Genomic DNA, 26,918 nt, shown 5'->3' with positions numbered 1-26,918 from the left:
CCGCTCCACGTCCCGCACCACCCGACGCACGACCCCACGACTCCACCGACGGCGATGGAGCCGTGCACCGAGGAGGAACCTCCATGCAAGCCCGGAAGATCGGCGCGGCCGCCGCGACAGCGGTGGCGCTTCTGGCTGCCCGCGACCTCGTCCAGAAGAAGCACGCGCTGCTCCGGAACTTCCCGGTGCTCGGCCACGCCCGGTACCTGCTGGAGAAGATCGGGCCGGAGCTGCGGCAGTACATCGTGACCTCCAACGAGGAGGAGCGCCCCTTCAGCCGCGACCAGCGCAGCTGGATCTACGCGTCGGCGAAGGAGGAGAACAACTACTTCGGGTTCGGCACCGAGGTCGACGTCGAGCACGTCCAGGGCCACGCCTACGTCAAGCAGCGCACCTTCGCCGGGGCCATGCCCGACGCCCACGACCCGCAGGCCCCGCTGCCCTCCGCCAAGGTGCTGGGCGGGCCGCGCGGACGCGCCAAGGCCTTCCGCCCGGCGAGCGTGGTGAACGTCTCGGCGATGAGCTTCGGCTCGCTCTCCGGCGCGGCCATCACGGCACTCAACAAGGGCGCGGCGGAGGCCGGCGTCATGCACAACACCGGTGAGGGCGGCCTCTCGCCGTACCACCGCCAGGGCGGCGACCTCGTCCTCCAGCTCGGCACCGCCTACTTCGGCTGCCGCAACGAGGACGGCAGCTTCAACCTCGGGAAGCTCAAGGACGTCGTGGCCGGCGCCCCGGTCAAGGCGATAGAGATCAAGCTCTCCCAGGGCGCCAAGCCCGGGCTGGGCGGCATGCTGCCGGGCGCGAAGGTCACCCCGGAGATCGCCGCGATCCGCGGCATCCCGGTCGGCCAGGACTGCGCCTCGCCGTCCCGGCACACCGCGTTCGGCGACGTCGACTCGATGCTCGACTTCGTCGAGCTGATCGCCGCCGAGACCGGCGTGCCGGTCGGGGTCAAGAGCGCGGTCGGCGACCTGGGCTTCTGGCAGCAGCTGGCCGCGCTGATGGAACGCGGGGACCGCGGCGTCGACTTCGTGACGATCGACGGCGGCGAGGGCGGCACCGGCGCGGCACCGCGGATGTTCGCCGACTCGGTGTCGCTGCCGTTCCGGATGGGCTTCTCCCGGGTCTACGGCACCTTCGCCGAGCTGGGACTGACCGACGACCTCACCTTCATCGGCTCCGGCAAGCTCGGCCTGCCCGAGAACGCCGCGGTCGCCTTCGCCCTGGGCGTCGACATGATCAACGTGGCCCGCGAGGCGATGCTGTCGATCGGCTGCATCCAGGCGCAGAAGTGCCACACCGACAAGTGCCCCACCGGTATCGCCACCCAGAACCAGTGGCTGGCCCGCGGCCTCGACCCGGCCTCGAAGTCCACCCGCGCCGCCGTCTACCTGCGCACCCTGCGCAAGGAGCTGATGAAGGTCTCCTCGGCCGTCGGCGTCGCCCACCCGTCGCTCATCACCGCGAACGACATCGAGATCATGAACGGCGACTACGAGGCCCGCACCCTGGCCGGCGTCTACGGCTACAAGGAGGGCTGGGGCGAACTCGGCCCCGACCTGGCCAAGGAGATCACCGCCCTGGTCACCGCCAGGCCGACCGCCTGACCCGTCACCGGGCGGTCGGCGAGTCCGACCGCCCGGTGGTGTCCGCGGGCCGGCGCCGCGAGCGGCGGGCCGCCCCGGAACCGCCTCCCGCCCCTACCACCGCCGCCACCACCACCGCGGCGACCGCGCCCGCGCCGTCAGAACCCGGATGGCCCCGGCGGGGCGGACGGAACCGTCCGATCGGCCGCGTCCGCGACGAGGCGAGGCGAGGCGAGGCGAGGTCGTCGTCGAGCGGATCGCGGTCGGCGTCGAGCGGATCGCGGCGGCCCTTCCGAACGACAGGCCGACAACTGAGGTGAATCACAGGAGAATTACCCATGCACATGGGCTGTTCCGCACGCCCGCGCCGCCCCTAGACTGCGGCTGCCCGCCGACCACGTCCCGGCCGCGGGCGACACCGCAGCGCGCTCGGCCCGCCCGGCCGCGCGCCCGCACGAAGGAGGAACCGAGCATGGTCAAGCACTACCTCAAGTACGCCTTCAGCACCCTCACCGCCGCGATGTTCCTGCACATGGCCTGATCCGCACGACCCCGGCCAGGGCCGGGTGGCGTACCGTCCGACCCTGGCCCGGGGAGCCCGCTTGTTCGCGACCGCACTCAGCCAACTGCGCTACGGCGCGGCCATCCTGACGAACCGCCGGATACGTCCGGGCGACCTGGAGCGCCTCGCCCGCGACCTGGTCGCCACCATCGCCGAGTTCGGCGAGCCCGGCGAGGACTCCGCGCTGCTGCCCGGCCGGGCCGGGCACGTCGACCCCCAGCTGCGCCGCGAGGTGGCCCGGCGCAGTCTGCGCGCCACCGCCCGGGCCGCCGCCCGGCACACCGCCTACTACCGCCGGCAGTTCGCCGAACTCGACCTCGAACCCGCGAAGTTGGAGCCCGACGACTGGTCGCGCGTCCCGGTCACCCCCAAACAGGCGCTGCGCGCACTGCCCGCCGCCTTCGTCTCCGCCGCCTCCGCGCCCGCCCTGATGGCGCTCACCACCGGCACCAGCGGCACCCCCACCGCGGTGTGGTTCTCCCGCGCCGAGATCGAGAGCGCCATCGCGTTCAGCACCATCTCCGCCGTGCTCGGCCTCGGCCTGCGGCCCCGCCACACCGTGGCCTACGCCGGCTGCTCCCGCGCCACCCTGCCGCTGGTCTACGCCGAGGAGTCGACCACCCGCGCCGGCGCCGGCTTCGTCCAGTTCGGCACCATCGACCCGGCGCTCGCCCTCGACCGCCTCGCCGCCCCGCTCGGACTGCCCGGCAAGGACCCGCAGATCACCCACCTGACCACCTCCGCCTCGTACCTGGCCGCGCTCGTCCAGGAGGCCGAGCGACAGAAGTGGCAGCGCGCCGACTTCGGCCTGGCGTCGATCAGCGTCGGCGGCGAGGTGCTCTCCGCGCCGCTGCGCCGCCGGGCCGAGGCGGCGTTCGGCGCCGCGGTGTCCTCCGCGTACCTGATGACCGAGATCCTGCCCTCGGGCGCCACCCCCTGTGCCCGGGGCCATCTGCACCACACCACCGAGTTCGGGCACCTGGAGGTGCTCGACCCGGTCAGCGGGGAGCCGACCACGCCCGGCGCTATCGGCACCCTGGTGCACACCCCGTACGTGCCCTACCGCGACTGCACCCTGCTGCTGCGCTACGCCACCGGGGACCTGGTCCGCCTCCCGGACGGGCCGCCGGACTGCGAACTCGCCCACCTGCCGGCCACCTCGGAGATCCTCGGCCGCTGGTCCGGCCCGCCGAGCACGGCCGTCACCACCCGGGAGGTGCTCGACCTGGTGGAGGCCGAACCTGAGGTCCCGCTGCCCGCCCGCTACGCCCTCACCGAAGGGCCCGACGGCCCCGACGGCCCCGCCCGGCTGCACCTGCTGGTCCCCCGGCTGCCCGCGACCGCCCTGCTCGGCCGGCTGGAGGAGCGGGCCGGGGCGGCCGGGCTGCGGCTGTCCGCCATCGTGCCGCACGAGGACCGGGCCACCATGCCGCCGACCGCGCCCGTCCGCGCCGACCTGCGCGAACACAGCTTCGAGACGTCGGGCGCCGTGGGCCCCGGGAGGCCGTGAATGGACGTCAGCCCCCTCGCGCTCACCGCGCTGAGCGCCGCCGTGGCCGTCGAGATCGCCCTCGCGGCCCGCTACCTGGCCCGGATCCGGATGCCCCGGCCGCCGGTCGGGGTGTACACCGGGGGCGACATCGCCGTGCTGTGCGCCGGTGTGGTCGTCGCCCCGCTGCTGTACACCGCGTTGCCCGGGGCGGCCGTCTCCGCCGTGTTCGGCCTGGTCCTCTGCCTGGCCGTGCAGTTCACCCTCGCCCCGCTGCTCGCCGCCACCGGGCTGCGGGCCGGACCGTGGTCCTGGGCGGCCGCCCTGGCGGGCACCGCGGCCACCGGGCTCGCCGCCCTCACCGGCCACCCGGACGGTGCCCGGGCCGGCAGCGACCTGCTGATCGCCGTCGCGGTGGTCGGCGTCGCCAACCTGTGGACCCAGAGCGGCCTGCGGGCCGGCCACACCGCCGCGCTGGCCGCCGCGCTCACCGGGTACGACCTGGCGGCCACCACCCTCACCGACACCACCGCCCGCTTCTTCGAGCAGGTCCGCGACCGGCCGTTCGCCCCGATGCTGGCCCTCACCGGCGGGCCCCAGCCGGTCGCGGTCGGCCTCGGCGACCTGCTGCTGCTCGTCCTGTTCCCGCTGGTCGCCGCCAAGGCCTACGGCCGGACGGCGGCGTGGACCGCCGCCCTGGCCGGGCTGCTGGTGACCAGCGCCGTCAGCGCCTGCTTCGCCCTCGGGGTGCTGTCCACCGGCTTCCCGCTGCTCACCGCGCTCGGCCCGCTGATCGTCGCCCAGCACCTCCACTGGCGGCGGCGCTCGGGCGGTGAGCGCACCACCGCCCAGTGGCGCGAGGGCCGTTCCGCTCCGCTGCCGCCTGCCGGGGCCGGCCCCGGCGCCGAACTCGCCGCCGCCCTGGACGCCCCCGCGCCCGAGGGCACACCGCCGGGCAGTTGGCTGGCCCTCGGCGCCGGCCGGGTGCTGGGCACCGGCCCGACCCCGGGGCGGGCCCGCCGCGACGCCCGCCGCCAGGGGGCGGACTCCCCCACCACGGCCCGGATGGTCTGAGCGGGCGGCACCCGGGCGATGGTCCGCTGTGCCCCTGGCCGGGGGCCTGATCGCCGGGTCGGGCACGGCGCGGCGCCGGGCGAACGGGCACATCGCGCCAACGGGAACGGCGATTTCGAGCCAATCGAACAACCAGTGCGGTGCCGCCGCCCGACGAGCCGGACGCCGTCGGGCCCCCAGCGGCGAAGTCGTCCGACTCGATGTGACCGAGCCGTCCCTGATCCCTGATCAGCAGGGACATCCGGAGCTGCCGACCGGGGACGCACCCGGGCGGCGGCGCAGGGGTCGATCCCCCGGCCCCGGTACCGGGCCGCGGCCCGGCGCCTTCGCGCCCGAGCTATCCGGCCCGCCCCCTACGATGCGCCTCAAACGCAACGATCACCTGGGGGAAGTCATGTCCGCGATCACGGGATTGACGAAGCGTCAGCGTCGCTGGCCGGTCGCCGCGACCGCCGCCGCGCTCACCGTCGCCACACTCCTCACCGCCACCGGTGGCGCCGCCGAGGCCTCCGCCACCCCGCCCGGCGGGCTGCCGGGCTTCACGGACGGCTACGCGACCAGCGACGGTCTGCGGATCCACTACGCGGTGGCCGGGCACGGCCCGGCGCTGGTGCTGCTGCACGGCTGGCCGGAGACCTTGCAGACCTGGGAGCAGGTGGCGCCCGCGCTGACCGCGGACCACACCGTGATCGCGGTCGACCTGCGCGGCCTGGGCCGCTCGCAGCCCTCCGACAGCGACGCCTACGGCACCTACACCGCCCTCACCCTGGCCGCGGACGTGCACGCCGTGGTGGACCGGCTCGGCTTCGGCGACGCCCGGATCTCGGTGGCCGGCCACGACGTCGGCGGCGGGGTGGCGCTGGCCTACGCGGCCAAGTACCGCGACCGGGTGGACCACCTGGCGATCCTGGAGGCGCCGCCGACCACCTGGTACCTGCAGCTGGTCGCCGACCAGCCGAACTACCTGTGGTGGGACTCCTTCGTCAACGGCCAGAAGGCCGGCATGGCGGAGCAGTTGGTGGCAGGCCGGGAGAAGGTCTTCTACGGCTCGGTCCTCAACGGCGGCGCCCCGGGCGGGGCCCCGAGCGCCAAGAGCCAGAAGGAGTACATCGCCGCCTACAGCCGACCCGGTGCCACCCGTTCGGGTTTCGACTTCTTCCGCCAGCAGGACAAGGGCGAGCGAGAGGTGCAGGCGCTGCTCGACGACAACCCGCTGACCATGCCGGTGCTCGGCATCGGCGGCCAGCACAGCATGGGCGAGAAGGTCGGCGAGGATCTGAAGCACGTGGCCGTGCGCGCGAACGTGACCACCGCGGTGGTGCCGAACGCCAACCACTGGGTCACGGAGGAGAGCCCGCAGTTCGTCATCGACCAGCTGCGGCAGCTGCTGGCCCGCTGACCGGGCCCGCTGACCGGGGCCGCTGACGGCAACCCGTCGACGACCGCGCGCACCCAGGGCCGACCAACCCCGGGCCGCCGACCTGCAGTTCTGGACGGACGGGCCCGAAGCCGGCCTCCCGCTGGACAGTTGTCATGTCTGGCGGGACTTCAGACCGGGCATACGACCAGCAACCGGTTATGGGCCCGGCCGCAACTCCCCCACGAGTGCGACCGAGCCCCGACCGGTGACCGGGCCTGGGCGTGACTCCCCCCACGGAGCAACGGCCGGGCCCGATTGCTGTTCATCCGGCGACACGCAGCGTACATGTCATCTCTACCCAGCGCTACCTCGCGGTCGACGGAGTCGACGGAGCTGACGGAGCCGACGCCGCCCCGGGTCTTACCGAAGCGTGACACGCCCCCCGGATCACCCAATCGGCGGGGCCGCCGGCGGTAGCGTCGCCGGTCATGAGGATTCTGGTCACCGGCGGCGCCGGGTTCATCGGTTCGGCGGTCGTACGGGCCCTGGTGGCGGCGGGCCACGACGTGCTGGTCCTGGACGCGCTGCTGCCCGCCGTCCACCCCTCCGGAGCGGCCCCCGCGCTGCCGGACGGCGTCGACTTCCGGCACGGGGACGTCCGGGACGAGGCGGCGGTCGGCTCGGCGCTGGCCGGGGTGGACGCGGTCTGCCACCAGGCCGCCATGGTGGGCCTCGGCCTGGACCTGGACGACGCGCCCGCCTACGCGGGCTGCAACGACCTGGGCACGGCCGTCCTGCTCGCCGCGATGGCCCGGGCGGGAGTGCGCAGCCTCGTCCTCGGCGGGTCCATGGTGGTCTACGGCGAGGGCCGCTACCGCTGCCCGGAGCACGGCGAGGTCTCCCCCGGCCCCCGGCACCCCGGCGAGCTGGACGCCGGACGCTTCGAGCCGCCCTGCCCGGAGTGCGGCGCCGAGCTGCGCCCCGGCCTGGTCGCCGAGGACGCCCCGACCGACCCGCGCAACGTCTACGCGGCCACCAAGCTCGCCCAGGAGCACCTGGCCGGCGCCTGGGCCCGCGCCTGCGGCGGCCGGCTCCTGACGCTGCGCTACCACAACGTCTACGGCCCCGGGATGCCGCGCGACACCCCGTACGCCGGGGTGGCCTCGCTGTTCCGCTCGGCGCTGGCTCGGGGCGAGGCGCCGCGGGTGTTCGAGGACGGCGGGCAGCGCCGGGACTTCGTCCACGTCCGGGACGTCGCGGACGCCAACCTCGCCGCGCTCACGGCGGTCGGCGAGCGCCCGCCGGGCAGCGTCCGGGCGTACAACACGGGCAGCGGCGAGGTCCGTACGGTCGGCGAGATGGCCGGGGCGCTGGCCGCCGCCCACGGCGGGCCGGCCCCGGTGGTCACCGGCCAGTACCGGCTCGGCGACGTCCGGCACATCACCGCGGACTCCGCGCGGCTGCGCGCGGAGCTGGGCTGGCGGGCCCGGATGGCCTTCGCGGCGGGCATGACGGAGCTCGCGGCGGCGCCCCAGCGCGGGTGACCCTAGCCGCGCGCGGCCGGCAGGACGATCTCGAAGCAGCAGCCCCCGGCGACGTTGCGGACCCGGGCCCGCCCGGCGTGGGCCTCCACGATGCCCCGGACGATGGCCAGTCCGAGCCCGGCACCGCCCTCCCCCCGCTCCGGGGCGCCGCCCGGGTCGGCCGAGCGGGGCGTACGGGCGGCGCTGCCGCGCCAGCCCGTCTCGAACACCCGGGGCAGGTCCGGCTCCGGGATGCCGCCGCAGCCGTCGGTGACCGCGAGCACCACCTCGTCCGCCTCCCGGCGGGCGGAGACGGCGACCACGCCGTCCTCCGGGGTCGAACGGATCGCGTTCACCAGCAGGTTGCCGAGTACCCGGGTGATCTCCCCGGAGTCCACCTCCACCGGTTCGGCGGCGACCTGCCCGCCCTCCAGCCGCACCCCGCGCCGGCGGGCCAGCGGATGGGCCCCGGCGAGCGCCTCGTCGACCAGGTCGTACACCGAGACCCGGGACACCGACAGGGCGAGCGCGCCCGCCTGGATCCGGGAGAGCTCGAAGAGGTCGTCGACCATCCCGGTGAGCCGTTCGACCTCGGCGCGCATCCGCCGCAGATAGTCCTGCGGGTGCTCGGCGACGCCGTCCTCCAGGGCCTCCGCCATGGCGCGCAGGCCCGCCAGCGGGGTGCGCAGGTCGTGCGAGATCCAGGCGATCAGCTCGCGCCGGGAGGCGTCCAGAGCCTGGGTCCGGGCCCTGGACTCGGCCAGCCGGGCACTGGTGGCGGCGAGTTCGGCGCCGAGCTGGGCCAGCTCCAGGCCGAGCGGGCGCTCCGGCGGCGCGAACCCGGTGTCGCTGCCGACGGTCCGGGCGGCCGCGGTCAGCGCCCGGCTCCCGGCCACCACCTGGCGTCCGAGCAGCGCGGCGGTGGCCAGCGAGACCACGGCCGCCATCACCAGCACCGTGATCACCACACCGAGGTCGTGCCGGGACAGGAACATCGCCTGAGCCACCGCGAAGGTCCCGGAGGTGACCGCCAGCACGGTGACGGCGGCGACGCAGAACAGCGACAGCGCGAGCGAACGGCGCCGCAGCAGCCGCACGGCCACCCAGCCGAGCAGGCCCGCCCCGCCCGCGCCGAGCGCGGCGAACAGCGCGATCAGCAGCAGGTCCTTCACGCCGCCCCGCCCTCCTCGCCGGTCTGCGCGACCTCGGCCGGAGCCGGGTCGTAGCGGTAGCCGACGCCCCAGACCGTGGAGATCAGCCGCGGCGCCGCCGGGTCGTCCTCGATCTTCTCCCGCAGCCGGCGGACGTGGACGGTGACCGTGGAGAGGTCGCCGAAGTCCCAGCCCCACACCCGCTCCATCAGCTCCTGCCGGGCGAACACCGTCTGCGGGTGCCGCAGCAGGAACGCCAGCAGGTCGAACTCCCGCAGCGTCAGCGCCAGTTCACGCCCGCCCCGGTGCACCCGGCGGGCCTGGGGGTCGAGCGCGATGTCGCCCGAGCGCACCCGGCCGCCGACCGGTCCGGCCGGGCCGCCCGCGCGGGAGCGGCGCAGCACCGACTGCACCCGCAGGACGAGTTCACGCGGGCTGAACGGCTTGGTGACGTAGTCGTCCGCGCCCAGCTCCAGCCCGAGGATGCGGTCGGTCTCGTCGCCCTTGGCGGTGAGCAGCACGACCGGCAGCTCGGCGCCGTCCGGGTCGGCCCGCAGCCTGCGGAGGATCTCCAGTCCGTCGATGCCCGGGAGCATGAGGTCCAGGACCAGCAGGTCCGGCCGGCCGGTGCGGGCCAGGGCCAGCCCCTGGGGGCCGTCGGCGGCGCGGTCGACCTGGTGGCCGGCCCGGGTGAGGTAGCCGGCGACGACCTCGGCCACGGTGGGGTCGTCGTCGACCACCAGGATGCGGCCGGGCCGGGTCGGGCCGGCGGGCGTGGGCGGCGCTGCGGCGGGGGTGGGTGGCGCTCCGGCGGGGGTGGGGCTCTCGTTCACCTCGCCGAGGATACGAGCCGCCGGCCCCGACGGGCGGCCGGCGGCCCCCGCGTCCGATTTCCGTAAGAACCGCCCGACGGCGCCCGCGACCGCCGCGCGCTCCCCCGAACGGGCCGCGCCGCCCGGCCGTCGTACTTCCGTAAGGGCGCGGCTGGACCCTGGCGGGACCGGCCGCGGTTAGCGTGACCGGCGTGACTCCTCCCCTCCCTCCCGCAGCGGTCGTCGACGTCGTCCTGCCCTGCCTCGACGAGGCCGCCGCCCTGCCGTGGGTGCTCGGCCGCATCCCGGCGGGCTGGCGGGCCGTCGTCGTGGACAACGGTTCGCGCGACGGCTCCGCCGAGCTGGCCCGCTCCCTCGGCGCGACCGTGGTCGAGGAGCCCCGGCGCGGCTTCGGCGCCGCCTGCCACGCCGGGCTGCGCGCCGCCACCGCCGAGCTGGTCTGCTTCATGGACTGCGACGGCTCGCTCGACCCCGCCCAACTCCCCCGGGTCACGGGCCCGGTCCTGGCCGGCGCCGCCGACCTCGTGCTCGGCCGCCGCCGGCCCGCCACCGCCGGGGCCTGGCCGGTGCACGCCCGGCTCGCCAACGCCGTCCTCGCCCGCCGGCTGCGGGCCCGCACCGGCGCCCGGCTGCACGACCTCGGCCCGATGCGGGCCGCCCGCCGCGAGCGGCTGCTCGCCCTGGGCCTCGGCGACCGGCGCTCCGGCTACCCGCTGGAGATGGTGCTCGCGGCCTCCGCCGCCGGGCTGCGGATCGCCGAGACGCCCGTCGACTACCTGCCGCGCGCGGGCCGCTCCAAGGTCACCGGCACCCTGCGCGGTACCCGCCAGGCTGTCCGCGACATGCGCTCGGTGCTGGCCGCGCCGCCGCCCACCCTGCTGGTGATCGCCAAGGCGCCCGTCCCCGGCCGGGTGAAGACCCGGCTCACCCCGCCCTGCACCCCGGCCCAGGCGGCCGCCCTGGCCGAGGCGGCGCTGACCGACACCCTGCACACCCTGGGCGCGATGCCCGCCGGACGCCGCCTGCTGGTCCTGGACGGCGAGCCGGGCGGCTGGCTGCCGCCGGGCTGGGAGGTCCTCCCGCAGGGCGGCGGCGGTCTGGACCACCGGCTGGCCGCCGCCTTCGCCCACGCCGCCCGGCTGGCCCCGGACGCCCCCGCGCTGCTGGTCGGCATGGACACCCCTCAGCTGGACGCGGCCGCGCTGGCCGAGCCGCTGTCCGCCGCCCGGCGGCCGGGCCTGGACGCCTGGTACGGGCCGGCGGCCGACGGCGGGTTCTGGGCGCTCGGCCTGGCCCGGCCGACCGAGCGGCTGGCGGCGCGCCTGCTGCACGGGGTCCCGATGTCCACCCCGGACACCGGCGCGGCCCTGCTGCGGCGGCTGGCACAGGCCGGCCTGACCGTCCACCGGCTGCCCCGGCTGACCGACGTGGACACCATCCACGACGCCCGGCAGGTCGCCGAGGAGGCCCCGCACAGCCGCTTCGCCTCCCGGCTGCGCACTCTCGACGCCGTTCCGGAGGCGGCGAGTTGACCGTCACCGCACCCTGGGTCGACGACCCCTTCGCCGAGGCCGTCCGCACCGGCTTCGGCCCGCTCTGGCTGCGCCGCGAGGACGGCCGGCGGCTGCACCTGGACATCGAGCGCTGGTGCGCGCCGGCGGCCGGCGCCGACCACAGCCTGCTGCTGCGCTGTGCCAGGCCGGCCGCGCCCGTCCTCGACCTCGGCTGCGGCCCCGGCCGCCTGGTGGCCGCGCTGCTCGCCCTCGGGGTGCCCGCCCTCGGGGTGGACGTGACCAGGGCGGCGGTCGCCCGCACCGTGGGCCTGGGCGGCGCGGCGCTCTGCCGCTCGGTGTTCGACCGGCTGCCCGCCGAGGGCCGCTGGGGCGCCGCGCTGCTCGCGGACGGCAATCTCGGCATCGGCGGCGACCCGGACGCCCTGCTCCGCCGGGGCGCCGAACTCCTCGCCCCGGACGGGCTGTTGCTGGTGGAGGTGGAGCCGGAGGAGGTGGACGAGCGGGCCGTCGTCCGGGTGGAGGGGCCGGACGGCCGGCTCGGCCCGGCCTTCCCCTGGGCCCGCCTCGGGACGGCCGCCGCCCTGCGGCGGTCCCGCGCCGCCGGCCTGGTCGAGGCGGAGCGCTGGACTTCGCACGGCCGCCGCTTCCTCGCCCTGCGCAAGGGCTGAGCCGGCCCGGACCATGCGTCACACTGGTGCGCACCGTCCGGCAGACCGGGCGGCACGGCACGGGAGGGGGCTGCGGTGGGCACGGACACCGTCAGGGCGTTGCGGGCGGCACTCGGCTGCGAGGACGCGGCGGTGCGCCAGGTCGGCCCCGGCCACCACCGGCTGGCCGTCCCGGACGAGCACGGGAACGGAGACCGGGGCGAGCACCGGAACGGGCACGGGGCCGGGGCCGGCTTCACCGTGGACGTCCTCGGCGACGAGCGCACCGCACACCGGGTGCTCCACCTGCTGCCCGGCGGCGGCCTCAACGTCGACGCCGACTACTGCACCGCGCGGGGCCGCAGCCTGGCCCGCTACTTCGCCGACCACGGCTACCTGGTGATCGGCACCACCCCGCGCGAGGACGCGCTGACCCCCGAGCGGATCGGCCCCCGGTGCGCCGGCTGGGGCCTGGACGGGCACCGGGCGGACCTCGAACGGGTCATCGCCGCCGCCGAGTCCGCCACCGGCCTGCCGTACGAGCTGCTCGGCCACTCCGCCGGGGCCGCGCTCGCCCTGGCCACCGCCGCCCGGAGCGTCCGCGCGGGCCTGCGGCGGGTGCTCGTCCTGGACACCACCGGCCCCTACGACCCGCGGCGGGAACCGGAGTCGGTGGCCCGGGCCGAGGCGCTGACCGACCTGCTCCAGCAGCAGCTGGACGCCGGCGGGTGGACCGTCGACCCCGGGCTGAAGGGCCTGTTCGCCCGCGCCGCCGCCGACCCGGACGCCCCCAGCGGCCTGCCCCGACCGGTGGACGGGGCGGCGCCCTTCAGCAACCTCGGGCTGCTGCACTACGCGCTGACGAACACCCGGGACCTGCCCGGCCCGGCCAACTGGATCCACCACCGGGGGCACAGCACCGGCAGCTACCGCTTCGGCGCCACCCCCGCCGAGGACCGCTTCGCCCTGACCCACACGCCCCTGGCCGTCTGGCAGGAGGCCGTCGCCCGCCTCGGCAGCGGCCTCCAGCCGACCGCGCTGCTGCGCGACCTGGCGGCGGTCTGGGCCGGCCGGACGGAGACCCACGCGATCGAGTGGGCGGCGATCCGGGCCGATGTGGTCTGGCTGAACGCCGAGTTCGGGCGCGGGGACCACGGCCTCGGCGCCCGGCTGATCGGCCGGGGCGGCGCGAAGGTCGACTACCGGGTGGTGCCGGACTACGGGCACGGGGACGTCGTCTGGTCGGCCACGGCCGAGCGCGACGTGTGGGGGCTGCTGCTGCCCCCACGCTGAGGACCGACCGGCGGGGTGGCACAGCGCGAACGGTGCCCGGAGCGGGTCAACCCGCCAACCGGCCGAGCGGTACGGCCCGTTCCTCGGCCGCGCTGTCGGCCGCGCTGTCGGTCGCGCTGTCGGTCGCGGTCGCTGGGCGTTCGTCAGTCCGCCGCCTCGCCGGCGCCCGTCCGCACCGGCGCGGGCTCCTCGCCTTCCGGCCGCCACTGCGGGTGCTCGCGCTCGGCCCAGCTCCGCTCGACCAGTCCGGTGCGCATCCCCAGCCGCGACTCGCCGTCCCGCCAGGCCATCCGGACGTGCCCGGCGACCACCACGGCGATGGCGGCGGCCAGCCAGTCGTGCACGAAGGTCGCGCCGGTGCGCCAGGCCGGCGGGGCGAGGTGGGTGAGCCACATCAGCAGCCCGGTGCCGAGGATCACCAGCATCGAGCCGAGCGTCCACTGGGCGTACAGCTTCTGTCCGGCGTTGAACTTGCCGGCCGGCCGGTGCGCGGCCCGGGCCCGGAGGGCGCGCAGCCACTGCCGGTCCGCCGGGGTGAAGCGGCTCAGCCGGGAGAAGTCCGCCCGCAGCGCCCGGGTGGTGAGGCCGAGCAGCAGCGGCACCGGCAGCGCCAGGCCGCACCACACGTGCACGGTGACCACCAGCGGCCGGTTGCCGACGAGTTGGGCGAGCGGCGCCAGGTAGAGGCAGGCGGCGGTGGCCAGGCAGACGCCCATCAGGGCGGCGGTGGCGCGGTGCGCCCAGCGCTCGGCGCGGGTGAAGCGCGGGACCAGGTCAGCTCGTCGGCGCATCGTCCCGCCCGTTCGACCGGCCGACCCAGGCGTCGACGTCATAACCGTTGCCCTCCCAGTACCCCGGCTGCACCGCGTCGGTGACGGTGATGCCGGAGAGCCACTTCGCGGACTTGTAGAAGTACATCGGCGCGACGTACAGCCGCACCGGCCCGCCGTGCTGGTGGCCGATCGGCTGGTCCTGCAGCCGCAGCGCGACCAGCACGTCGTCCCGGCGGGCCTGGTCGAGGGTGAGGCTCTCGGTGTAGGCGCCGTCGAAGCAGCTGAACCGCACGGCCTTCGCGCCCGGCCGCACCCCGGCGGCGTCCAGCAGGTGCGCCAGCGGCACCCCCTCGAAGGGGGTGTCCGGCACCCGCCAGCCGGTGACGCACTGGACGTCCTTGACCAGCCGCCGCTGCGGCATGGCCTGGAGGTCGGCGAGCCGGTGGGTGGCGGGGCGGTCCACCAGTCCGTCCACGGTGAGCGTGTAGTCCGCCGCGCTCCGCTCGGGGACGGAGGTCACCACCGAGTAGTAGCGGAACCCGTTGTTGCCGGGCAGCAGCCCGGCGAGGCCGCTCGGGTCCCGCTGCGCCAGCCCGGACTCCACCCGCTGGAGGAACGGCCCGGCGGCGACGCCGGCGGCACCGAGGCCGAGCAGCCCGAGCACCACCCGGCGTCCGACCGGGGTGCCCCGGCCCTCTTCGTCTGTACTGTCCACGCGACGATTCGACCAGTTCGACCCGGTCCGGGGCCAGTCGCTGCGGCGTCCCGTCAGACTTTCGTCATCTCCTGGCGCGCGGTGCCCGCCGGCCGGACCGCCGCCCGGGTGGCCCCGGCCCGGACCAGCCCGCGCAGCAGCGGCACCACCAGCACGCAGGCCAGCGCGGCGCCGTACGCGGTGCGCTGGGCGTCCTCGCCGCCCGCCAGGTAGAGCACCTGCCCGGCCGCCGGGACGGCCAGCCACTCCCACCGGCCGTCCAGCGCGACCAGGGCCACCACCAGCAACCCGTACCAGGGGTAGCTGGGGGCGACCAGCAGCAGGGCCGTCCCGGTCACCAGCAGCGCGCCCCGCCAGGGCCGGCCGGGGTCACCGCGCCGCAGCACCCACAGCACCACCGCCGCCAGCACCAGGGCGGCCGCCCACGGGGCCCAGCGGTCCGGCAGCACCGCCCGCACCAGGCCGAACCGCTCCAGGTGGCCCTGCTCGTAGCCCTCCTCGCGCAGGTACCCGGGCAGGTACCCCAGGACGCCCACACCGGAGAGCGCGACGTACGGCAGGTAGGCCGCCGCGAAGGTGCCGAGGGCCGAGGCGAGCAGCACGACTCCGGCTCTGGTGGGCCGCCGGGCCAGCAGCCCCGAGAGCGCCCCGGGCAGGGCGAGGGCGGGCAGCAGCTTGGTGGCGACCGCCGCTCCGAGCAGGGCGCCGCCGGCCCCGGCCCGGCGGCGGGCCACACAGCCGAGCCCGGCGACCATGAGCAGCGCGCCGAGGGTGTCGACGTGGGCGTCGTTGACGGCCCACACCGTCACACCCGGGCACCAGCCCCACAGCGCCGCCCGCCGGCTGCGTCCGCCGCCCAGCAGCGCGCCGGTGGTGGCGACGGCCAGCAGGGCGCCGCCGGCCTGGACGCCGCGCACCCCGCCGCCGAAGGGGTGCACGGCCAGGAACCAGGCCTCGGCGACCGGCGGGTAGACGGTGTGCACGGCGGGCCGGTTGATCCGGGTGCAGTCCCCGGCGGCGGTCCGGTGCTCGTCCCAGGCCGTGCAGCCGCCCGCCGTGGGGAACAGGCCGGGGTCGCGCAGGGCGCGCAGGGCCGGGTCGTCCGGGGTGTGGGCGTACGGGGAGATGCCGGCCGCCTGGACCCTGCCGTCCCACACGTAGCGGTAGGCGTCGTCGCTGGTGCGCGGCGGCGCGAGCAGTCCGGCCGCGGCGACCAGGATGCTCCCGGCCAGGACGACCGGCACCACCTGGCGGTCGTCCACCCGCCGCAGCAGGAGCAGGGCGAGCGCGAAGAGGGCGGCGTCCAGGAGGTACCAGTCGTACAGCGGCGCCCGGTCGGCGAGCGTGCCGCCGCCGGTCACGGTCAGCGCGAGGGACGCGACCAGGGCGGCCAGGGCCGCGGCGCAGGGCAGGGTCCGGGTGAGCACCGGCCGCTCAGCGCCCCGGGACACCGGGCAGCCCGGTGGTGAGGCCGTCCAGGGCGTGCGGGCAGGGGCACTCCCGGAGCACGGGCAGGGCCTCCAGGGCCTTGAACAGCACCGTGCGCAGCCGGTCGACGTTGCCGGAGAAGACCTCCAGTACCTCGGTGTGGGTGACGCCGTCGCCGGTCTCGATGCCGGCGTCGTGGTCGGTGACCAGGGTCAGGGAGCTGTAGCAGAGGCCGAGTTCGCGGGCGAGGACGGCCTCGGGGTGGCCGGTCATGCCGACCACGGACCAGCCGTTGGCGGTGAACCAGCGGGATTCGGCGCGGGTGGAGAAGCGCGGGCCCTCGATCACCACCAGGGTGCCGCCGTCCACCGGCTCCCAGGCCGCCGAGCGCGCCGCCCCCAGCACCGCCCGCCGCCCGGCCGGGCAGTACGGGTCGGCCATCGACACGTGCACCACCCCGGGCAGCGAGCCGTCCGGCAGCGGCCGCCCGTCGTAGAAGGTCTGCACCCGCCCCGAAGTCCGGTCCACGAACTGGTCCGGCACCAGCAGCGTGCCCGGACCGTACTCCTCTCGCAACCCGCCCACCGCACACGGCCCCAACACCTGCCGCACCCCCAGCGAGTGCAACGCCCACAGGTTCGCCCGGTAGTTGATCCGGTGCGGCGGCACCCCGTGCCCACGCCCGTGCCGCGGCAGGAACGCCACCCGACGCCCGGCCACCTCCCCCACGAACACCGCATCGCTCGGCGGCCCGTACGGCGTCTCCACCCGCACCTCCACCACCTCCTCCAGCAACGCGTACAACCCCGAACCACCGATCACACCCAGCTCGGCCCGGGGGCCCTCCGGCATGTCCTGACGCAGCGTCATCTCAAGCACCTCTCCTCGGGAGTTCGATCCCGACCAATGTAGGAGCGGACGGGGACGGCCTCGGCGAAGCGCGTCCTTACGATTCCCGAACGCCACCGCCCCGGCGGCCTCCGCCCCGACGAGCGCCACCGCGCCGGGCACCGCGTGGACGGGCGCGGCGGAGCCTGACCGCGAGGGCGACGGCGGAGCCGCCGAACAGCACGGCGGTGATCGCGAGCCAGCGGCCGAGGTAGACCTCCTCCGACAGACCGGTGGCACCCGGATAGGGCACGGAGAGGCCGAGGATCAGCGGGAACCAGACGAGCAGCAGCAGGCCCGACAGGAACGCCGGTACGCGCAGGTGGTTGATCCAGGCCACGCCCGGCGGCCGTTCCGCGCGGTGGCGCAGCACCGACCGGGCCGAGAGGTCCGCGAGCGAGTAGAGCGGCAGCAGGATCAGGTCGTGGACGACGGCCGCGCCGACGAACCAGAGCGCCACCGCGAGCGGCCGTACGGCCACCAGGCGTTCGACCGCGTAGCCCGTCAGGGCGAGGGAGGCGAGGAGCGCCAGCAGGTGCAGCGGCCCGGCGCCGTACCAGCGGGCGAGACCACCGGGCTCCGGGTCGGCGGCATCCGCGGCATCGGTCGCATCGTTCGTGTCGCTCATGTCGGTCAGGTCCTGAAGGTGAGCCGGCCCACCCACTTGGTGTTGTTCACACCGGGGTTGGCCGGGACGATGATCCGGGCGGGGTAGCCGTGGTCGATCGAGAGCTCGGCGCCGTTGACGTGCAGGGCGAGCAGCGAGCGCGGGTCGCGGATCTGGTTGCCGCGCAGCACCACCGAGCTGTAGGGGCCGGGTGGTTGGACGGAGTCCACCAGCACGTTCGCGGCGTCGGGCAGGCCGGCCAGCGCGGCGAGGTCGGCCAGTCGCAGTCCGCTCCACTGCTGGTCCTCGGTGGACCAGCCCTCCACGCAGGCGATCGGCAGCCGGGCCGAGGACTGCGGCAGGGCGAGCAGTTGCTCCCGGGTGAACACCCGTACCGGCCCGGCGCCGTACAGTTCCAGCCGCCAGTCCGGCCCCACGCTCGCGGCCGAGATGCCCACGGCGGCGGCCGTCTTGTTGATCTGGAAGCCGTTCGGCCCGGACTCCGGGTCGCGGTTGTGCGGCGCCAGCAGTGCGGTGCCGCGCAGCCGGCCGCCGATGCTCTGCCCCGCGGTGACCAGCAGCAGCGCCAGGGAGCCCGCGCCGACCAGCGCGAGCGCCCCGCGCCGGGCGATCGTCGGCAGGGCGGGTTCGGGCGCCACCAGGCCGTCGGCGTCCGGCGGTTCGGGCCGGGTGCCGGCCCGGCCGGTGCGCAGTTCCACGAGCAGCGAGCGGGACCGCAGGGCGCGGAGCATCCTGCCGAACCTGAGGCCGACGTGGACGGCGAAGGCGGCGATGAACACCCATGCCCCGTAGAAGTGCAGGGTGTAGAAGGACCCCGGGAAGACGTAGTGGAGCTGGATGTTGAGGATCCCGGTCGCGAACTCGAAGACGGCCCCGCCGACCAGCATCAGCAGCGACAGCCGCTCCAGCGCGTGGGCCGCGCTGCGGGCCGGCGGCCACTCGAACAGCTTGGGGATCACCGACCACAGTTTGGCCAGCAGCACCGGGACCAGGACGACGCCGAGCGTCACGTGCACGCCCTGGGTGAGCCGGTAGAGCCAGGCCGGGCTGGTGGGCCAGTCGAACAGGTAGAAGCCCAGCACGCCCTTGTCCGGCGTCTGGTCGTTGAGCGGGCCGAGGTCGGGGTTGTAGGCGGCGTACGACAGGGCGCCGGTGACGAAGAGGACGGGGATTCCGACCAGCAGCACCAGCCCGAACACCGAGGTCAGCCAGGGCCCCCGGAGCGGGCTGCGCCAGAACCGGGGCCGGAACGGACCGGGCGGCGCGGGCAGCCGGCCGATCCCCGCCGCCAGCCCCCTCGCGAACCCCGCCGCCCTCGCGCCGGCCGCGCGGGCGCCGGCGAGCCGCCGGGGCCGCTTCCGCGCCGCGCCGTCGTCGTCGCCGCCGCCGTCGCCATCGCCGTCGTCGTTCCGTGCCGTGACCACCGACCACCTCCAGCCGCCCGGGGATCCTCCGGGCGCAGCCCGCGCGGGAGGCAACGGGCGGGCGCCGGTGCTCCGTTCGGCGGTGGAGGACCGGTCGGCCGCAGCCCGCCGGACAGCCAACCACCCGTGGGGAGCCGTCCCGGCGGAACCGCCCGGACCCGGCTCAAGCATCACCCGTACGGCTGCACCCCCGGGCCTCCGGCCGCACCCCCGAGCCTCCGGCTGCACCCCCGGACCTCCGGGCCCCGGCCGCACGGCTCACCTGGCGCCACGACGGAACGCCGGTCACCGTCCGGGACTTCACCATCGAACCGGACCGGACCGGGCGCCTCGCCGACCCGGCCGGCGTGGGCCCGCAGCGGGACGCGTCGGCCTTGTCGAGCGCCCGGTGCTGCGCGTGGACGGCCTCGGTCGCGGCAGTTCGAATACGGGTAGGGGTATATTTGCCGGGTCAGTCCATCCACCGGGGGGCCTTGAGAAGGGAGCGCGGCATGTGCCGCCGAATCGCCTGCCGTACCTGCGGGAAGCCGACCTACGCCGGGTGCGGGATGCACGTCGAACAGGTGCTGGCCGGGATCCCCGCGTCGCAGCGGTGTGCCTGTCCGCCGAAGGAGCGGGCCTCCGGCGGCTGGCTCGGGCGGCTGTTCGGCCGCCGCTGACGCCGGGCGCCCACCCCACGGAGAGTCCGTGGCCGCCCCGGCTCGGGTCCGGCACCGTCACGTTCCGGCCCTGGCCGCCGTCACCGCGAAGGCGAGCGCGCCCGTCAGCAGCGCACCGGCGAGCGTGAGGGCCGTCCACAGCCCGAGGGAGTCGACCTGCTCGCCGAGCCCGAGCAGTCGCCAGACGGTGTCCCGCAGTGCCAGTGAGACCGGCAGCGCCAACGCGCCCGCGGTGACCGCGACCCGGGCGGCCCGCCGCCTCCTCGACGCGGGAGGCGGCGCGGCGAACCGCAGGACGCTGTTGCAGATCATCACGAAGGCGAAGGTGCCGCCCGCGAACACGGCCGTCTCCACCGCGAAGAGCAGCGCCCCGGGCCAGCCCTCGCCGCGGGCCAGTCCCGTGGCGACCAGCAGACCGGCGGCGAGGGCGGCCACGGCGGCGAGCGGGGCGAAGCGCAGGCGCACGAACCCGAGCACGTCGCTGCGGCCGATCAGCGCGGCGAGCGCACGCCCCGTACGCCAGTGGGGGGCGACGAGCAGGTTCGCCAGCGGCGCGAGGTCGTCCAGCCAGTCCCCGCGCTCGGCCCCGCACTCGGCCCCGCGCGCCGGTTCCGGCAGCCGTCGGATCGCCTGGTGCTGGAACATCAGGCTCTCGGCCGCCACCCCGGTGAGCGGCAGCAGGGAGGCGATCAGCCAGGGGGTGCCGCCACCCCAGGCGGCGCGGTCCGCCCGCAGGACCACCGCCGCCCAGTCGGTGGCGAGCGTGGCGGCGACGAGCAGCGTGCAGACCCGTGCGGCCCGAAGTACCTGTTCGATCCGGTAGCGCGGCAGCGGCCGGTCACGACGGCACAGCAGCGCCCTCGCCGCGCCGAGCGCGCCGAGCAGGGGGACGAAGAACATGGTGAAGGTCACCACCGCGTCGTACGGGTCGTCCTGCCAGGGGCTGCCCGCCCGCACCACGCGGACCTGGGTCGTCAGGTAGGCGAACAGGGTGAAGGCGGCGGCGCCGGCGGCGGACGTCAGGAGCGCCGCGGTGGCGGCGGGCCGGGCGGGGTGCCCGACTTCCAGATGATCGATCGTCAAGTCATCGCGCATGGCGGCGATAGTACACACCGCGTACTACTTGGCGCGTACTTCGCGGCACGTAGTATGGTGCTCCGTCAGATCGGGAGGAGCGATATGCAAGCCAACGATGCCCAGACACTGGTGCTCTGCGCGCTGGCCGACGGGCCACTGCACGGATACGCCGTCAACACGGCGATCGAGGAGCTGACCGGGCAGCGACTGGGGCCCGGCAGCCTGTACGGGGCGCTGGCCAGGCTGGAGTCGAAGCGGCTGATCGAGCCGCTCGACGGACAGGGCCGCCAGCGCCCGGTGCAGCTCACACCCCTGGGCCGCGAGGTACTGGAACGCGAGCTGCGGGCCATGGCCCGGGTCGCGGACGCGGGACTGCGACGCCTGGGGGTGAACCCGGCGTGAACGAGCGCAGCGAGCGAACCGAGGGAACCGGGCGTTGTGCGAGAGCACGCGACGAGCGCAGCGAGGAGTGGGCATGAGTGCCGTCACCCGAAGCCTGGTCAGGCTCTACCCGGACGCCTTCCGCGAGCGCTGGGGTTCGATGGTGGAGGACGAGGCCCGGGGCGCGGGCTGGAAGTCCTGGCCCAACCTGATCGCGGGCATCGCGGACATGTGGCTGCACCCGGCCGTGTGGCCCGCCGACTCCCCGGCACAGCGGCAGCGGCGGGTGGCCACCATGGGCATCACGGTCGCCCTCGCCGCTTGGTTCCTCAGCCACCTGGCCGCCGAGCAGACCGGCCCGCTGCCCGCCGACGGCGTGCGGAACGGGGTCATGCACGGCTGCACCACCCTGCTGCTGCTCGGCATCGCCCTGGTCGCCCCCCGGCCCCGGCCCACGCCGGCCGCCGCGGTCACGCTGTCGGGCTGGGCGCTCCGCCGCCTCTCCGTACCGACGCTCCTCGGCACCGTCGTGGTCGTCCTGGTGCACAGCGGCGTCGACGCGGACGCCTCGCCGCCGACCCTGCGCAGCGCGGTGATCGCCGCCTGGTGGATCGCCCTCGGCCTCGGGACGATCCAGATCCCCCGGATCTTCACCGGCGTCGGCGCGGACACCGTCGTGCCGCCGGGCACCGGCCGTCTCCGGGCCGGCGTGTGGACGCTCGCCGGCGCCAGCGCCACCGGCGGCGCGACCATCCTCGGGGTCTCGCTCACCGGTGGCGGCTTCCACCCGCTCGGCGCGGGCATCGGCGTGAGCCTGCTCCTACTGACGGGGGTGTGCGCGGGCACCCTGCGCGACCTTCGCGACCTGCCATCGGCCGCGTAGCCGCGCGGCACCCACCCGACCAGGGCCCGCCCGAACCGGCGGGCCACCCCCACCCACTTGGACGGCGCTCATGCCCGACCTGCTCCGCTCCCTCTACACCCGCCGCCTGCGCCGCGAGGTCATGGCGGGCCCACGGCCCCGGCACGTCGGGCTGATCATGGACGGCAACCGCCGGTGGGCCCGGCAGGTGGGCATGGCCGACCCGAGCTTCGGACACAAGGCGGGCGCCGAGCACGTCGAAGAGGTGCTCGGCTGGTGCGAAGCCCTGGGGATCGACCACGTCACGGTCTTCGTGTGCTCGACCGAGAACCTCCAGCGCCGAGGCGACACCGAAGTCGCCTACCTGATGCGGCTGATCGAGCAGGTGGTCGCCGATCGCCTCACCCGCCCGGACGCCCACTGGCAGGTCCACCTTGCCGGACTGGCCGACGCCCTGCCCGACAGCACCGCCCGTACGCTCAGGGAGGCCGTCGAGGCCACCCGCACCTGCACCACCGGCGCCCACCTCACCCTGGCGGTCGGCTACGGCGGCCGGCAGGAGGTCGTCAACGCCATGCGCGACCTGATGTACGCGCGGGCCGAAGCGGGCGCGTCACTGACCGAGGTCGCCGACGCCCTGTCCGTCGACGACATCGCCCCGTACCTGTACACCGCCGGCCGACCGGACCCCGACCTCGTCATCCGCACCAGCGGCGAACAACGGCTGTCGAACTTCCTGCTCTGGCAGAGCGCCTACTCCGAGCTGTACTTCTGCGAGGCCTACTGGCCCGCGTTCCGCGAGGTCGACTTCCTGCGCGCCGTCCGCAGCTTCGCCGCCAGACAGCGGCGCTACGGCGGCTGAGCCGTCGCGCCTCGACCGACCCTCCGGCTTCTGCCGGGCCGCCCCAGCATGTCATCATCTGAAGACATCATTCGATGACATCGGTTGATGACATCCCTCGGTCACCTGTACCCCGGGGTGCCCGGGGGTCGGGTTCCCGCTCCCCGGTTCGGATTCTCGATCTGTGACAAGGGAGGGCGCGTCCATGGAGACCCGAACGGGCCTGTCGACGCGACGTGAGCGGGCCCTGGTGCCCGTGCTGGTGTTCCTCAGCGCCGTGGTGGCGGTGATCAGCAGCCTCGGCGCCCCGATGATCCCGACCATCGCCACCGTCAACCACGTCTCGCTCGCCGAGGCCCAGTGGTCGCTGACCGTCACCATGCTGGTCGGGGCGGTCTCCACCCCGGTGCTCGGGCGCCTCGGCGACGGGCCGGACCGCCGTACGGTCACCCTGGTGGCCGCCGCCGTGGTGGTGCTCGGCAGCGTGCTGGCCGCGCTGCCGCTCGGCTTCTGGTGGCTGATCGCCGGCCGGGCCCTGCAAGGCGTCGGGGTCGGCCTCACACCGCTGGCCATCGCCACCGCACGGGACGCCCTGCCGGCCGAGAAGTCCCGCTCGGCGGTCGCGCTGCTGTCGATCACCACCGTGGCCGGCGTCGGCCTGGGCTACCCGGTCACCGGGCTGATCGCCCAGTCCTTCGGCATCCACGCGGGCTTCTGGTTCGGCGCCGTGATCAGCGGTCTGGCCCTGGTGCTCGCCGCCCTCGTCCTGCCCCGCGCCACGCACCGCGAGCGGCGCCCGCTGGACGTGGTCGGCACCGTCCTGCTCAGCCTCGCCCTGGTCGGACTGCTGCTGGTGCTCAGCGAGGGCGAGAGCTGGGGCTGGGCCGGCGGCCGGCTGTGGACGGTCGCGGGGCTCTCGCTGCTGCTGCTCGCCGGCTGGATCCGGCACGAGCTGCGCACCCCCCACCCGCTGGTCGACCTGCGCAGCCTCGGCAACCCCATCGTGCTGACCGCCGACGTGGCCGGCCTGGTCGGCGGCATCGGGATGTACCTGCTGATCTCCCTGGTGATCCGCTACGTCCAGACCCCGACCAGCACCGGCTACGGCCTGGGCGCCTCGGTCGTCGTGGCCGGGCTGGTGCTGCTGCCCTTCTCCGCGGCCAGCCTGGCGTCCAGCAAGATGCTGCCGGTCCTCACCCGCCGCGCCTCCTCCGCCCTGGTCCTGCCGATCGGCTGCGCCGTCTCGCTGGGCTCGGTGCTGTTCTTCCTGCTCGCCCGCGACCAGCTGTGGGAGCACCTGGTCGTGATGGCGCTCGCCGGCCTCGGGGTCGGCTGCACCTTCGCGGTGATGCCGGGGCTGATCGTCACCGCGGTGCCCGCCCACGAGGTCGGCAGCGCCGTCAGCTTCAACCAGCTGCTGCGCACCATCGGCTACTCCACCGGCAGCGCGCTGTGCGGCGCCGTGCTCCAGGCGCACACCGCGCCGGGGCGGCTGCTGCCCGCCGACAGCGGCTACCGGGACGCGGCACTGATCGGCTGCGTGGTCTGGGTGGTGATCGGCGTGACTACGATCGTCCTGCCACGGCTCAGTGCCGCGGGCGCCGCCCGGAACAACGGTGTGCGAGTGGACGAGGAGCTGATGGTGGAAGAGAGCATCGCCGACGCCGTGGCCGGCGAGAGCGAGGTACCCGTGCTGCGGGCGGAGTCCGACCGGTGAGCGCGCCGGCCGACGGGACCGCCGGGACGGAGCCCGCACCGCCCCGGCGCCGGGACGCCGCCCGCAGCCGCGAACTGCTGATCCGGGCGGCCCTGGAACTCTTCGCCGAACGCGGCTACGACCGCACCACCACCCGGGAGATCGGCGAACGGGCCGGGGTGGACCCGGCGTTGATCGCCCGCTACTTCGGCGGCAAGACCCAGCTCTACCTGGCCACCGTCCGGCTCGAACTGGGCGACGAGGCACCGGCCGACCTGCTGGAGGAGGAGCGGCTGCGCACCCTGCTGGTGCGGCTCACCCAGCGCGGCCCCGGCCCCTCCTTCCAGGCCGCGGTGACGCCCGGCGACAACACCGAGGTGCAGCAGGCCTCCCGCACCTACCTCTACGAGCGGATGGTGCACCCGCTGCACGAGCGCTTCGCCGCCGAGGAGGTGGACCGGCCGCAGCTGCGGGCCGAGCTGGCCACGGCGGCCTTCGCCGGGGTCATCCTGGCCCGCTCCAGCGGGGCGTTCACCGAACTCGCGGCGGCCGACCCCGAGGAACTGCTGCCGCTGCTGCGGAAGCTGCTGGCCGCGAGCCGGCCCGGCTGACACCGCCTTCGAACGGCGACCACGCGCACCGGACGCTCCGGCGCGCGTGGTCGCCGTTCGCGCTCAGCCCTTCCAGGGCCGGGCGAACTCGTGCAGCGCCGCCACCGCGGCCGGGGCGAGCGCGTGGTCGTCGACCGGTGTGCCGGCCGGGTGCAGGAAGTGGTCCACGCCGTCCAGGGTGCGCAGGCCCGGGCCGGTGGTGTGCGCCCGGGCCAGGGCGTCGAGCAGCGGCGGCACGCTCGCGCACGGCACGTTGGTGTCGGCGGTGCCGCAGGTGACGGTGACCCTGGTGCCGGGGCGGACCTCCCGGGCGGCGTCCGGCGGGTAGACCGCGTCGTCGCTGCGGACGAAACGGGCGTTGTTCGGGCCGAACAGCGCGTTCAGCAGCCCGGCGAGCGGAGGCAGCAGGGCGCCGGTGTCGGCGGGGCGCCCGGCCCGGAAGTCCGCGACAGCGGCGGCCACGCCGGCCTTGTTCGCCCGCGCCACCTCCTCGGTGAGCTGCCCGGCCGTGACCGCCTGGTCCATCTGGCCGTCGAGCTGGGTCGTCAGCAGGTCCAGCAGGCGCTGGTCCTGCGGGGCCAGCAGCGCCAGGCCGGCCTGCGCGGGCCGGACCGTACGGGCGACCAGCAGGGCCTGCAGCCCGCCCTCGCTGTGACCGACCACCAGCATCGCGTGCCGGTCGGCCTCCGGCTGGTCCCGCAGGGTGGCGTAGGCCGCGGCCGCCTGGCGGGTGAAGGCGGGCAGGTCGAGCCGGCCCGGGTCCCCCTGGTAGGCGCCGGCTCCGGTGCGGCCGGTGAAGTACTTGTCGAAGCGCAGCGTCATCACGCCGTCGGTGCCGAGGGTGTCGGCGACCGCCCCCAGGGTGCCCGGGGTGAGCGAGGGCGGCTCGTCGCCGTTGCGGTCGGTCGGACCGCTGCCGGGCAGCAGCAGGGCGGAGGGCAGCCGGTGCCCGGCCCGGTGGGCGGGGACGTGCAGGGTGCCGTAGGCGGTGGTGCCGTCCGCGGTGAAGCTGATCTCGCGGTCGGCCGCGGGCACCATCGCCCCCGGTTCGGCCGCGCCGGCGGCGGGCGCGGCCAGGCCCGTCGCGGTCAGTGCGGCGAGCAGGACGGCGGCAGCCGAGGAACGCCAACGCATGTCTTCCCCCCGGAAGTTGAAGTACGACCTGCGCCGCCCAGGCTACGACCGGGCCCACACCGGGACCGGACCCGGGGCCCGTCCCTGACGCACCTTCACCTCGCACCTCCGCCCGGACCCGCCGCGGCAGCCGCCCGGTCGGTCCGGATCCCCGAACGGTCTTGACCTCAAGTCGGCTTGAGGCCCTATCGTCGACCGCGTGATCTTCACCGAAACAGAACGCGCCTACCTCACCGCCCAGTTGCTGGCCCGCCTGGCCACCACCGGACCGGACGGCTCCCCGCAGGTCCGCCCGGTCGGCTTCCGGCTCAACGAGGACGGCACCATCGACATCGGCGGGCCCGACATGGCCCGCAGCCAGAAGTACCGCAACGCAGCCGCCCGTCCCGAAGTCTCCGTACTGGTCGACGACATGGCACCGGACGACGACCCGGTGGCGTCCGGCTGGGGGCGCGGTATCGAGATCAGGGGCCGGGCCGAGGTGTTGGCCGTGGACGTGCCCCCGGTGGCGCCCGACCGCTTCAGCAAGGACATCGTCCGGGTCCACCCCCGGCGGATCATCACCTGGAACCTGGAGGCGCTGGGGAGCAGCTCCCGCACCGTCGAGTGATCGGGGCGGCCCCTCCCGCTACTCGCCCTCCCCCTTGCTCAGGGCCTGTTGCCGGTGTTCACGGGGTGAGAGCCCGTAGGCGGCGCGGAAGGCGCGGCTGAAGTCGTCGGCGCGGGGCAGGCCCCAGCGGGTGGCGACGGCGTGGACCGGGGTGGT

Annotated in this window: 25 protein-coding genes and 2 pseudogenes; 16 read left to right on the top strand and 11 right to left on the bottom strand. The window is 75.6% G+C overall.

The window, feature by feature from the left end; genetic code table 11:
- The first annotated feature begins 83 nt into the window (after nt 1-83).
- The 5 genes from ACZ3YL_RS33735 (at nt 84) to ACZ3YL_RS33715 (ending at nt 7,618) form a co-directional block, all read left to right on the top strand.
- Nucleotides 84-1,610 (top strand): glutamate synthase-related protein, encoded by a 1,527-nt coding sequence (locus ACZ3YL_RS33735; protein WP_465661145.1) that lies wholly within the window; start codon nt 84-86, stop codon nt 1,608-1,610.
- A 581-nt stretch (nt 1,611-2,191) separates the two neighbouring features.
- Nucleotides 2,192-3,661, top strand: coding sequence for a phenylacetate--CoA ligase family protein (locus ACZ3YL_RS33730; protein ID WP_465661143.1), 1,470 nt, complete (start codon nt 2,192-2,194; stop codon nt 3,659-3,661).
- A complete protein-coding gene (locus ACZ3YL_RS33725) occupies nt 3,662-4,714 on the top strand; it encodes a hypothetical protein (RefSeq protein WP_465661141.1) in 1,053 nt (350 codons plus the stop codon). It begins immediately after the preceding gene.
- A 412-nt stretch (nt 4,715-5,126) separates the two neighbouring features.
- Entirely contained in the window at nt 5,127-6,113 is a 987-nt protein-coding gene (locus tag ACZ3YL_RS33720; RefSeq protein WP_465661139.1) for an alpha/beta fold hydrolase, read from the top strand.
- A 449-nt stretch (nt 6,114-6,562) separates the two neighbouring features.
- Nucleotides 6,563-7,618, top strand: a complete 1,056-nt coding sequence (locus ACZ3YL_RS33715; protein ID WP_465661137.1) for an NAD-dependent epimerase/dehydratase family protein — start codon at nt 6,563-6,565, stop codon at nt 7,616-7,618.
- A gap of 2 nt (nt 7,619-7,620) precedes the next feature.
- On the opposite strand, the gene ACZ3YL_RS33710 is transcribed toward ACZ3YL_RS33715, so the two are convergent.
- Both ACZ3YL_RS33710 and ACZ3YL_RS33705 read right to left on the bottom strand, forming a co-directional pair.
- The gene (locus ACZ3YL_RS33710; RefSeq protein ID WP_188307298.1) at nt 7,621-8,769 is read right to left on the bottom strand and encodes a sensor histidine kinase; all 1,149 of its coding nucleotides are present in this window, start codon (nt 8,767-8,769) and stop codon (nt 7,621-7,623) included.
- Nucleotides 8,766-9,494 (bottom strand): response regulator transcription factor, encoded by a 729-nt coding sequence (locus ACZ3YL_RS33705; protein ID WP_465661161.1) that lies wholly within the window; start codon nt 9,492-9,494, stop codon nt 8,766-8,768. Before ACZ3YL_RS33705 ends, ACZ3YL_RS33710 begins: the two co-directional genes overlap by 4 nt.
- Before the next feature lie 278 nt (nt 9,495-9,772).
- Here ACZ3YL_RS33705 and ACZ3YL_RS33700 point away from each other — a divergent pair.
- The 4 genes and pseudogenes from ACZ3YL_RS33700 to ACZ3YL_RS33685 form a co-directional block, all read left to right on the top strand.
- Nucleotides 9,773-10,477, top strand: a pseudogene (locus ACZ3YL_RS33700) (glycosyltransferase family 2 protein); the annotation flags it as partial.
- 108 nt (nt 10,478-10,585) lie between these two features.
- Complete coding sequence (locus ACZ3YL_RS33695) at nt 10,586-11,113, top strand: TIGR04282 family arsenosugar biosynthesis glycosyltransferase (RefSeq protein WP_465661159.1); 528 nt, start codon at nt 10,586-10,588, stop codon at nt 11,111-11,113.
- A complete protein-coding gene (locus ACZ3YL_RS33690) occupies nt 11,110-11,763 on the top strand; it encodes a methyltransferase domain-containing protein (protein WP_465661135.1) in 654 nt (217 codons plus the stop codon). Before ACZ3YL_RS33695 ends, ACZ3YL_RS33690 begins: the two co-directional genes overlap by 4 nt.
- Before the next feature lie 75 nt (nt 11,764-11,838).
- The gene (locus tag ACZ3YL_RS33685) at nt 11,839-13,035 is read left to right on the top strand and encodes a thioesterase domain-containing protein (protein ID WP_465661133.1); all 1,197 of its coding nucleotides are present in this window, start codon (nt 11,839-11,841) and stop codon (nt 13,033-13,035) included.
- 143 nt (nt 13,036-13,178) lie between these two features.
- On the opposite strand, the gene ACZ3YL_RS33680 is transcribed toward ACZ3YL_RS33685, so the two are convergent.
- The 6 genes from ACZ3YL_RS33680 to ACZ3YL_RS33655 form a co-directional block, all read right to left on the bottom strand.
- A complete protein-coding gene (locus tag ACZ3YL_RS33680) occupies nt 13,179-13,826 on the bottom strand; it encodes a cytochrome b/b6 domain-containing protein (RefSeq protein WP_465661132.1) in 648 nt (215 codons plus the stop codon).
- On the bottom strand, nt 13,810-14,523 hold the full coding sequence (locus tag ACZ3YL_RS33675) for a molybdopterin-dependent oxidoreductase (RefSeq protein ID WP_188307525.1): 714 nt from the start codon (nt 14,521-14,523) through the stop codon (nt 13,810-13,812). Before ACZ3YL_RS33675 ends, ACZ3YL_RS33680 begins: the two co-directional genes overlap by 17 nt.
- A 53-nt stretch (nt 14,524-14,576) precedes the next feature.
- Entirely contained in the window at nt 14,577-15,950 is a 1,374-nt protein-coding gene (locus ACZ3YL_RS33670; RefSeq protein WP_465661130.1) for a glycosyltransferase 87 family protein, read from the bottom strand.
- Between the two features lie 7 nt (nt 15,951-15,957).
- The gene (locus ACZ3YL_RS33665; RefSeq protein WP_465661128.1) at nt 15,958-16,821 is read right to left on the bottom strand and encodes an S-methyl-5'-thioadenosine phosphorylase; all 864 of its coding nucleotides are present in this window, start codon (nt 16,819-16,821) and stop codon (nt 15,958-15,960) included.
- Between the two features lie 76 nt (nt 16,822-16,897).
- A complete protein-coding gene (locus ACZ3YL_RS33660; RefSeq protein ID WP_223243088.1) occupies nt 16,898-17,467 on the bottom strand; it encodes a hypothetical protein in 570 nt (189 codons plus the stop codon).
- Between the two features lie 5 nt (nt 17,468-17,472).
- Nucleotides 17,473-18,759: a molybdopterin-dependent oxidoreductase gene (locus ACZ3YL_RS33655; RefSeq protein ID WP_188308030.1), complete on the bottom strand. Its 1,287-nt coding sequence runs from the start codon at nt 18,757-18,759 to the stop codon at nt 17,473-17,475.
- Between the two features lie 623 nt (nt 18,760-19,382).
- Here ACZ3YL_RS33655 and ACZ3YL_RS33650 point away from each other — a divergent pair.
- Entirely contained in the window at nt 19,383-19,550 is a 168-nt protein-coding gene (locus ACZ3YL_RS33650; protein WP_188303577.1) for a hypothetical protein, read from the top strand.
- Nucleotides 19,551-19,607: 57 nt separating this feature from the next.
- Here the strand turns inward: ACZ3YL_RS33650 and ACZ3YL_RS33645 are convergent, their stop codons facing one another.
- The gene (locus ACZ3YL_RS33645; RefSeq protein WP_465661125.1) at nt 19,608-20,645 is read right to left on the bottom strand and encodes a hypothetical protein; all 1,038 of its coding nucleotides are present in this window, start codon (nt 20,643-20,645) and stop codon (nt 19,608-19,610) included.
- A gap of 84 nt (nt 20,646-20,729) precedes the next feature.
- On the opposite strand from ACZ3YL_RS33645, the gene ACZ3YL_RS33640 reads away from it, so the two are divergent.
- The 5 genes from ACZ3YL_RS33640 to ACZ3YL_RS33620 all read left to right on the top strand — a co-directional run bounded on the left by ACZ3YL_RS33640 (nt 20,730) and on the right by ACZ3YL_RS33620 (nt 25,018).
- Nucleotides 20,730-21,029: a PadR family transcriptional regulator gene (locus tag ACZ3YL_RS33640; RefSeq protein WP_188303579.1), complete on the top strand. Its 300-nt coding sequence runs from the start codon at nt 20,730-20,732 to the stop codon at nt 21,027-21,029.
- Between the two features lie 73 nt (nt 21,030-21,102).
- Entirely contained in the window at nt 21,103-21,891 is a 789-nt protein-coding gene (locus ACZ3YL_RS33635) for a hypothetical protein (protein WP_465661123.1), read from the top strand.
- A 70-nt stretch (nt 21,892-21,961) separates the two neighbouring features.
- Nucleotides 21,962-22,732, top strand: a complete 771-nt coding sequence (uppS, locus tag ACZ3YL_RS33630) for a polyprenyl diphosphate synthase (protein ID WP_465661121.1) — start codon at nt 21,962-21,964, stop codon at nt 22,730-22,732.
- Between the two features lie 184 nt (nt 22,733-22,916).
- Nucleotides 22,917-24,428, top strand: a complete 1,512-nt coding sequence (locus tag ACZ3YL_RS33625) for an MFS transporter (RefSeq protein ID WP_188303582.1) — start codon at nt 22,917-22,919, stop codon at nt 24,426-24,428.
- A complete protein-coding gene (locus ACZ3YL_RS33620) occupies nt 24,425-25,018 on the top strand; it encodes a TetR/AcrR family transcriptional regulator (protein ID WP_465661119.1) in 594 nt (197 codons plus the stop codon). Before ACZ3YL_RS33625 ends, ACZ3YL_RS33620 begins: the two co-directional genes overlap by 4 nt.
- A 63-nt stretch (nt 25,019-25,081) precedes the next feature.
- Here the strand turns inward: ACZ3YL_RS33620 and ACZ3YL_RS33615 are convergent, their stop codons facing one another.
- Nucleotides 25,082-26,152 carry a dienelactone hydrolase family protein gene (locus ACZ3YL_RS33615; RefSeq protein WP_465661117.1) on the bottom strand — a complete coding sequence of 357 codons (1,071 nt, stop codon included), beginning with the start codon at nt 26,150-26,152 and terminating at the stop codon, nt 25,082-25,084.
- Between the two features lie 199 nt (nt 26,153-26,351).
- On the opposite strand from ACZ3YL_RS33615, the gene ACZ3YL_RS33610 reads away from it, so the two are divergent.
- Nucleotides 26,352-26,762, top strand: coding sequence for a PPOX class F420-dependent oxidoreductase (locus tag ACZ3YL_RS33610; protein ID WP_188303585.1), 411 nt, complete (start codon nt 26,352-26,354; stop codon nt 26,760-26,762).
- Nucleotides 26,763-26,780: 18 nt separating this feature from the next.
- Here the strand turns inward: ACZ3YL_RS33610 and ACZ3YL_RS33605 are convergent.
- A pseudogene (locus ACZ3YL_RS33605) lies at nt 26,781-26,918 on the bottom strand (AraC family transcriptional regulator); the annotation flags it as partial.

This window comes from Kitasatospora sp. NPDC023176 (assembly GCF_055560495.1).
The sequence above is the reverse complement of the archived record's forward strand: the minus strand, read 5'-3'. Positions and strand labels throughout refer to the sequence as shown.

Coding starts and splice junctions, on each gene's coding strand:
- ACZ3YL_RS33695 (WP_465661159.1), top strand. CDS start 10,586: ATGCCCGCCGGACGCCGCCTGCTGGTCCTGGACGGCGAGCCGGGCGGC.
- ACZ3YL_RS33715 (WP_465661137.1), top strand. CDS start 6,563: ATGAGGATTCTGGTCACCGGCGGCGCCGGGTTCATCGGTTCGGCGGTC.
- ACZ3YL_RS33735 (WP_465661145.1), top strand. CDS start 84: ATGCAAGCCCGGAAGATCGGCGCGGCCGCCGCGACAGCGGTGGCGCTT.
- ACZ3YL_RS33665 (WP_465661128.1), bottom strand. CDS start 16,821: ATGACGCTGCGTCAGGACATGCCGGAGGGCCCCCGGGCCGAGCTGGGT.
- ACZ3YL_RS33635 (WP_465661123.1), top strand. CDS start 21,103: ATGAGTGCCGTCACCCGAAGCCTGGTCAGGCTCTACCCGGACGCCTTC.
- ACZ3YL_RS33680 (WP_465661132.1), bottom strand. CDS start 13,826: ATGCGCCGACGAGCTGACCTGGTCCCGCGCTTCACCCGCGCCGAGCGC.
- ACZ3YL_RS33660 (WP_223243088.1), bottom strand. CDS start 17,467: ATGAGCGACACGAACGATGCGACCGATGCCGCGGATGCCGCCGACCCG.
- ACZ3YL_RS33640 (WP_188303579.1), top strand. CDS start 20,730: ATGCAAGCCAACGATGCCCAGACACTGGTGCTCTGCGCGCTGGCCGAC.
- uppS (WP_465661121.1), top strand. CDS start 21,962: ATGCCCGACCTGCTCCGCTCCCTCTACACCCGCCGCCTGCGCCGCGAG.
- ACZ3YL_RS33725 (WP_465661141.1), top strand. CDS start 3,662: ATGGACGTCAGCCCCCTCGCGCTCACCGCGCTGAGCGCCGCCGTGGCC.
- ACZ3YL_RS33650 (WP_188303577.1), top strand. CDS start 19,383: ATGTGCCGCCGAATCGCCTGCCGTACCTGCGGGAAGCCGACCTACGCC.
- ACZ3YL_RS33625 (WP_188303582.1), top strand. CDS start 22,917: ATGGAGACCCGAACGGGCCTGTCGACGCGACGTGAGCGGGCCCTGGTG.
- ACZ3YL_RS33615 (WP_465661117.1), bottom strand. CDS start 26,152: ATGCGTTGGCGTTCCTCGGCTGCCGCCGTCCTGCTCGCCGCACTGACC.
- ACZ3YL_RS33645 (WP_465661125.1), bottom strand. CDS start 20,645: ATGCGCGATGACTTGACGATCGATCATCTGGAAGTCGGGCACCCCGCC.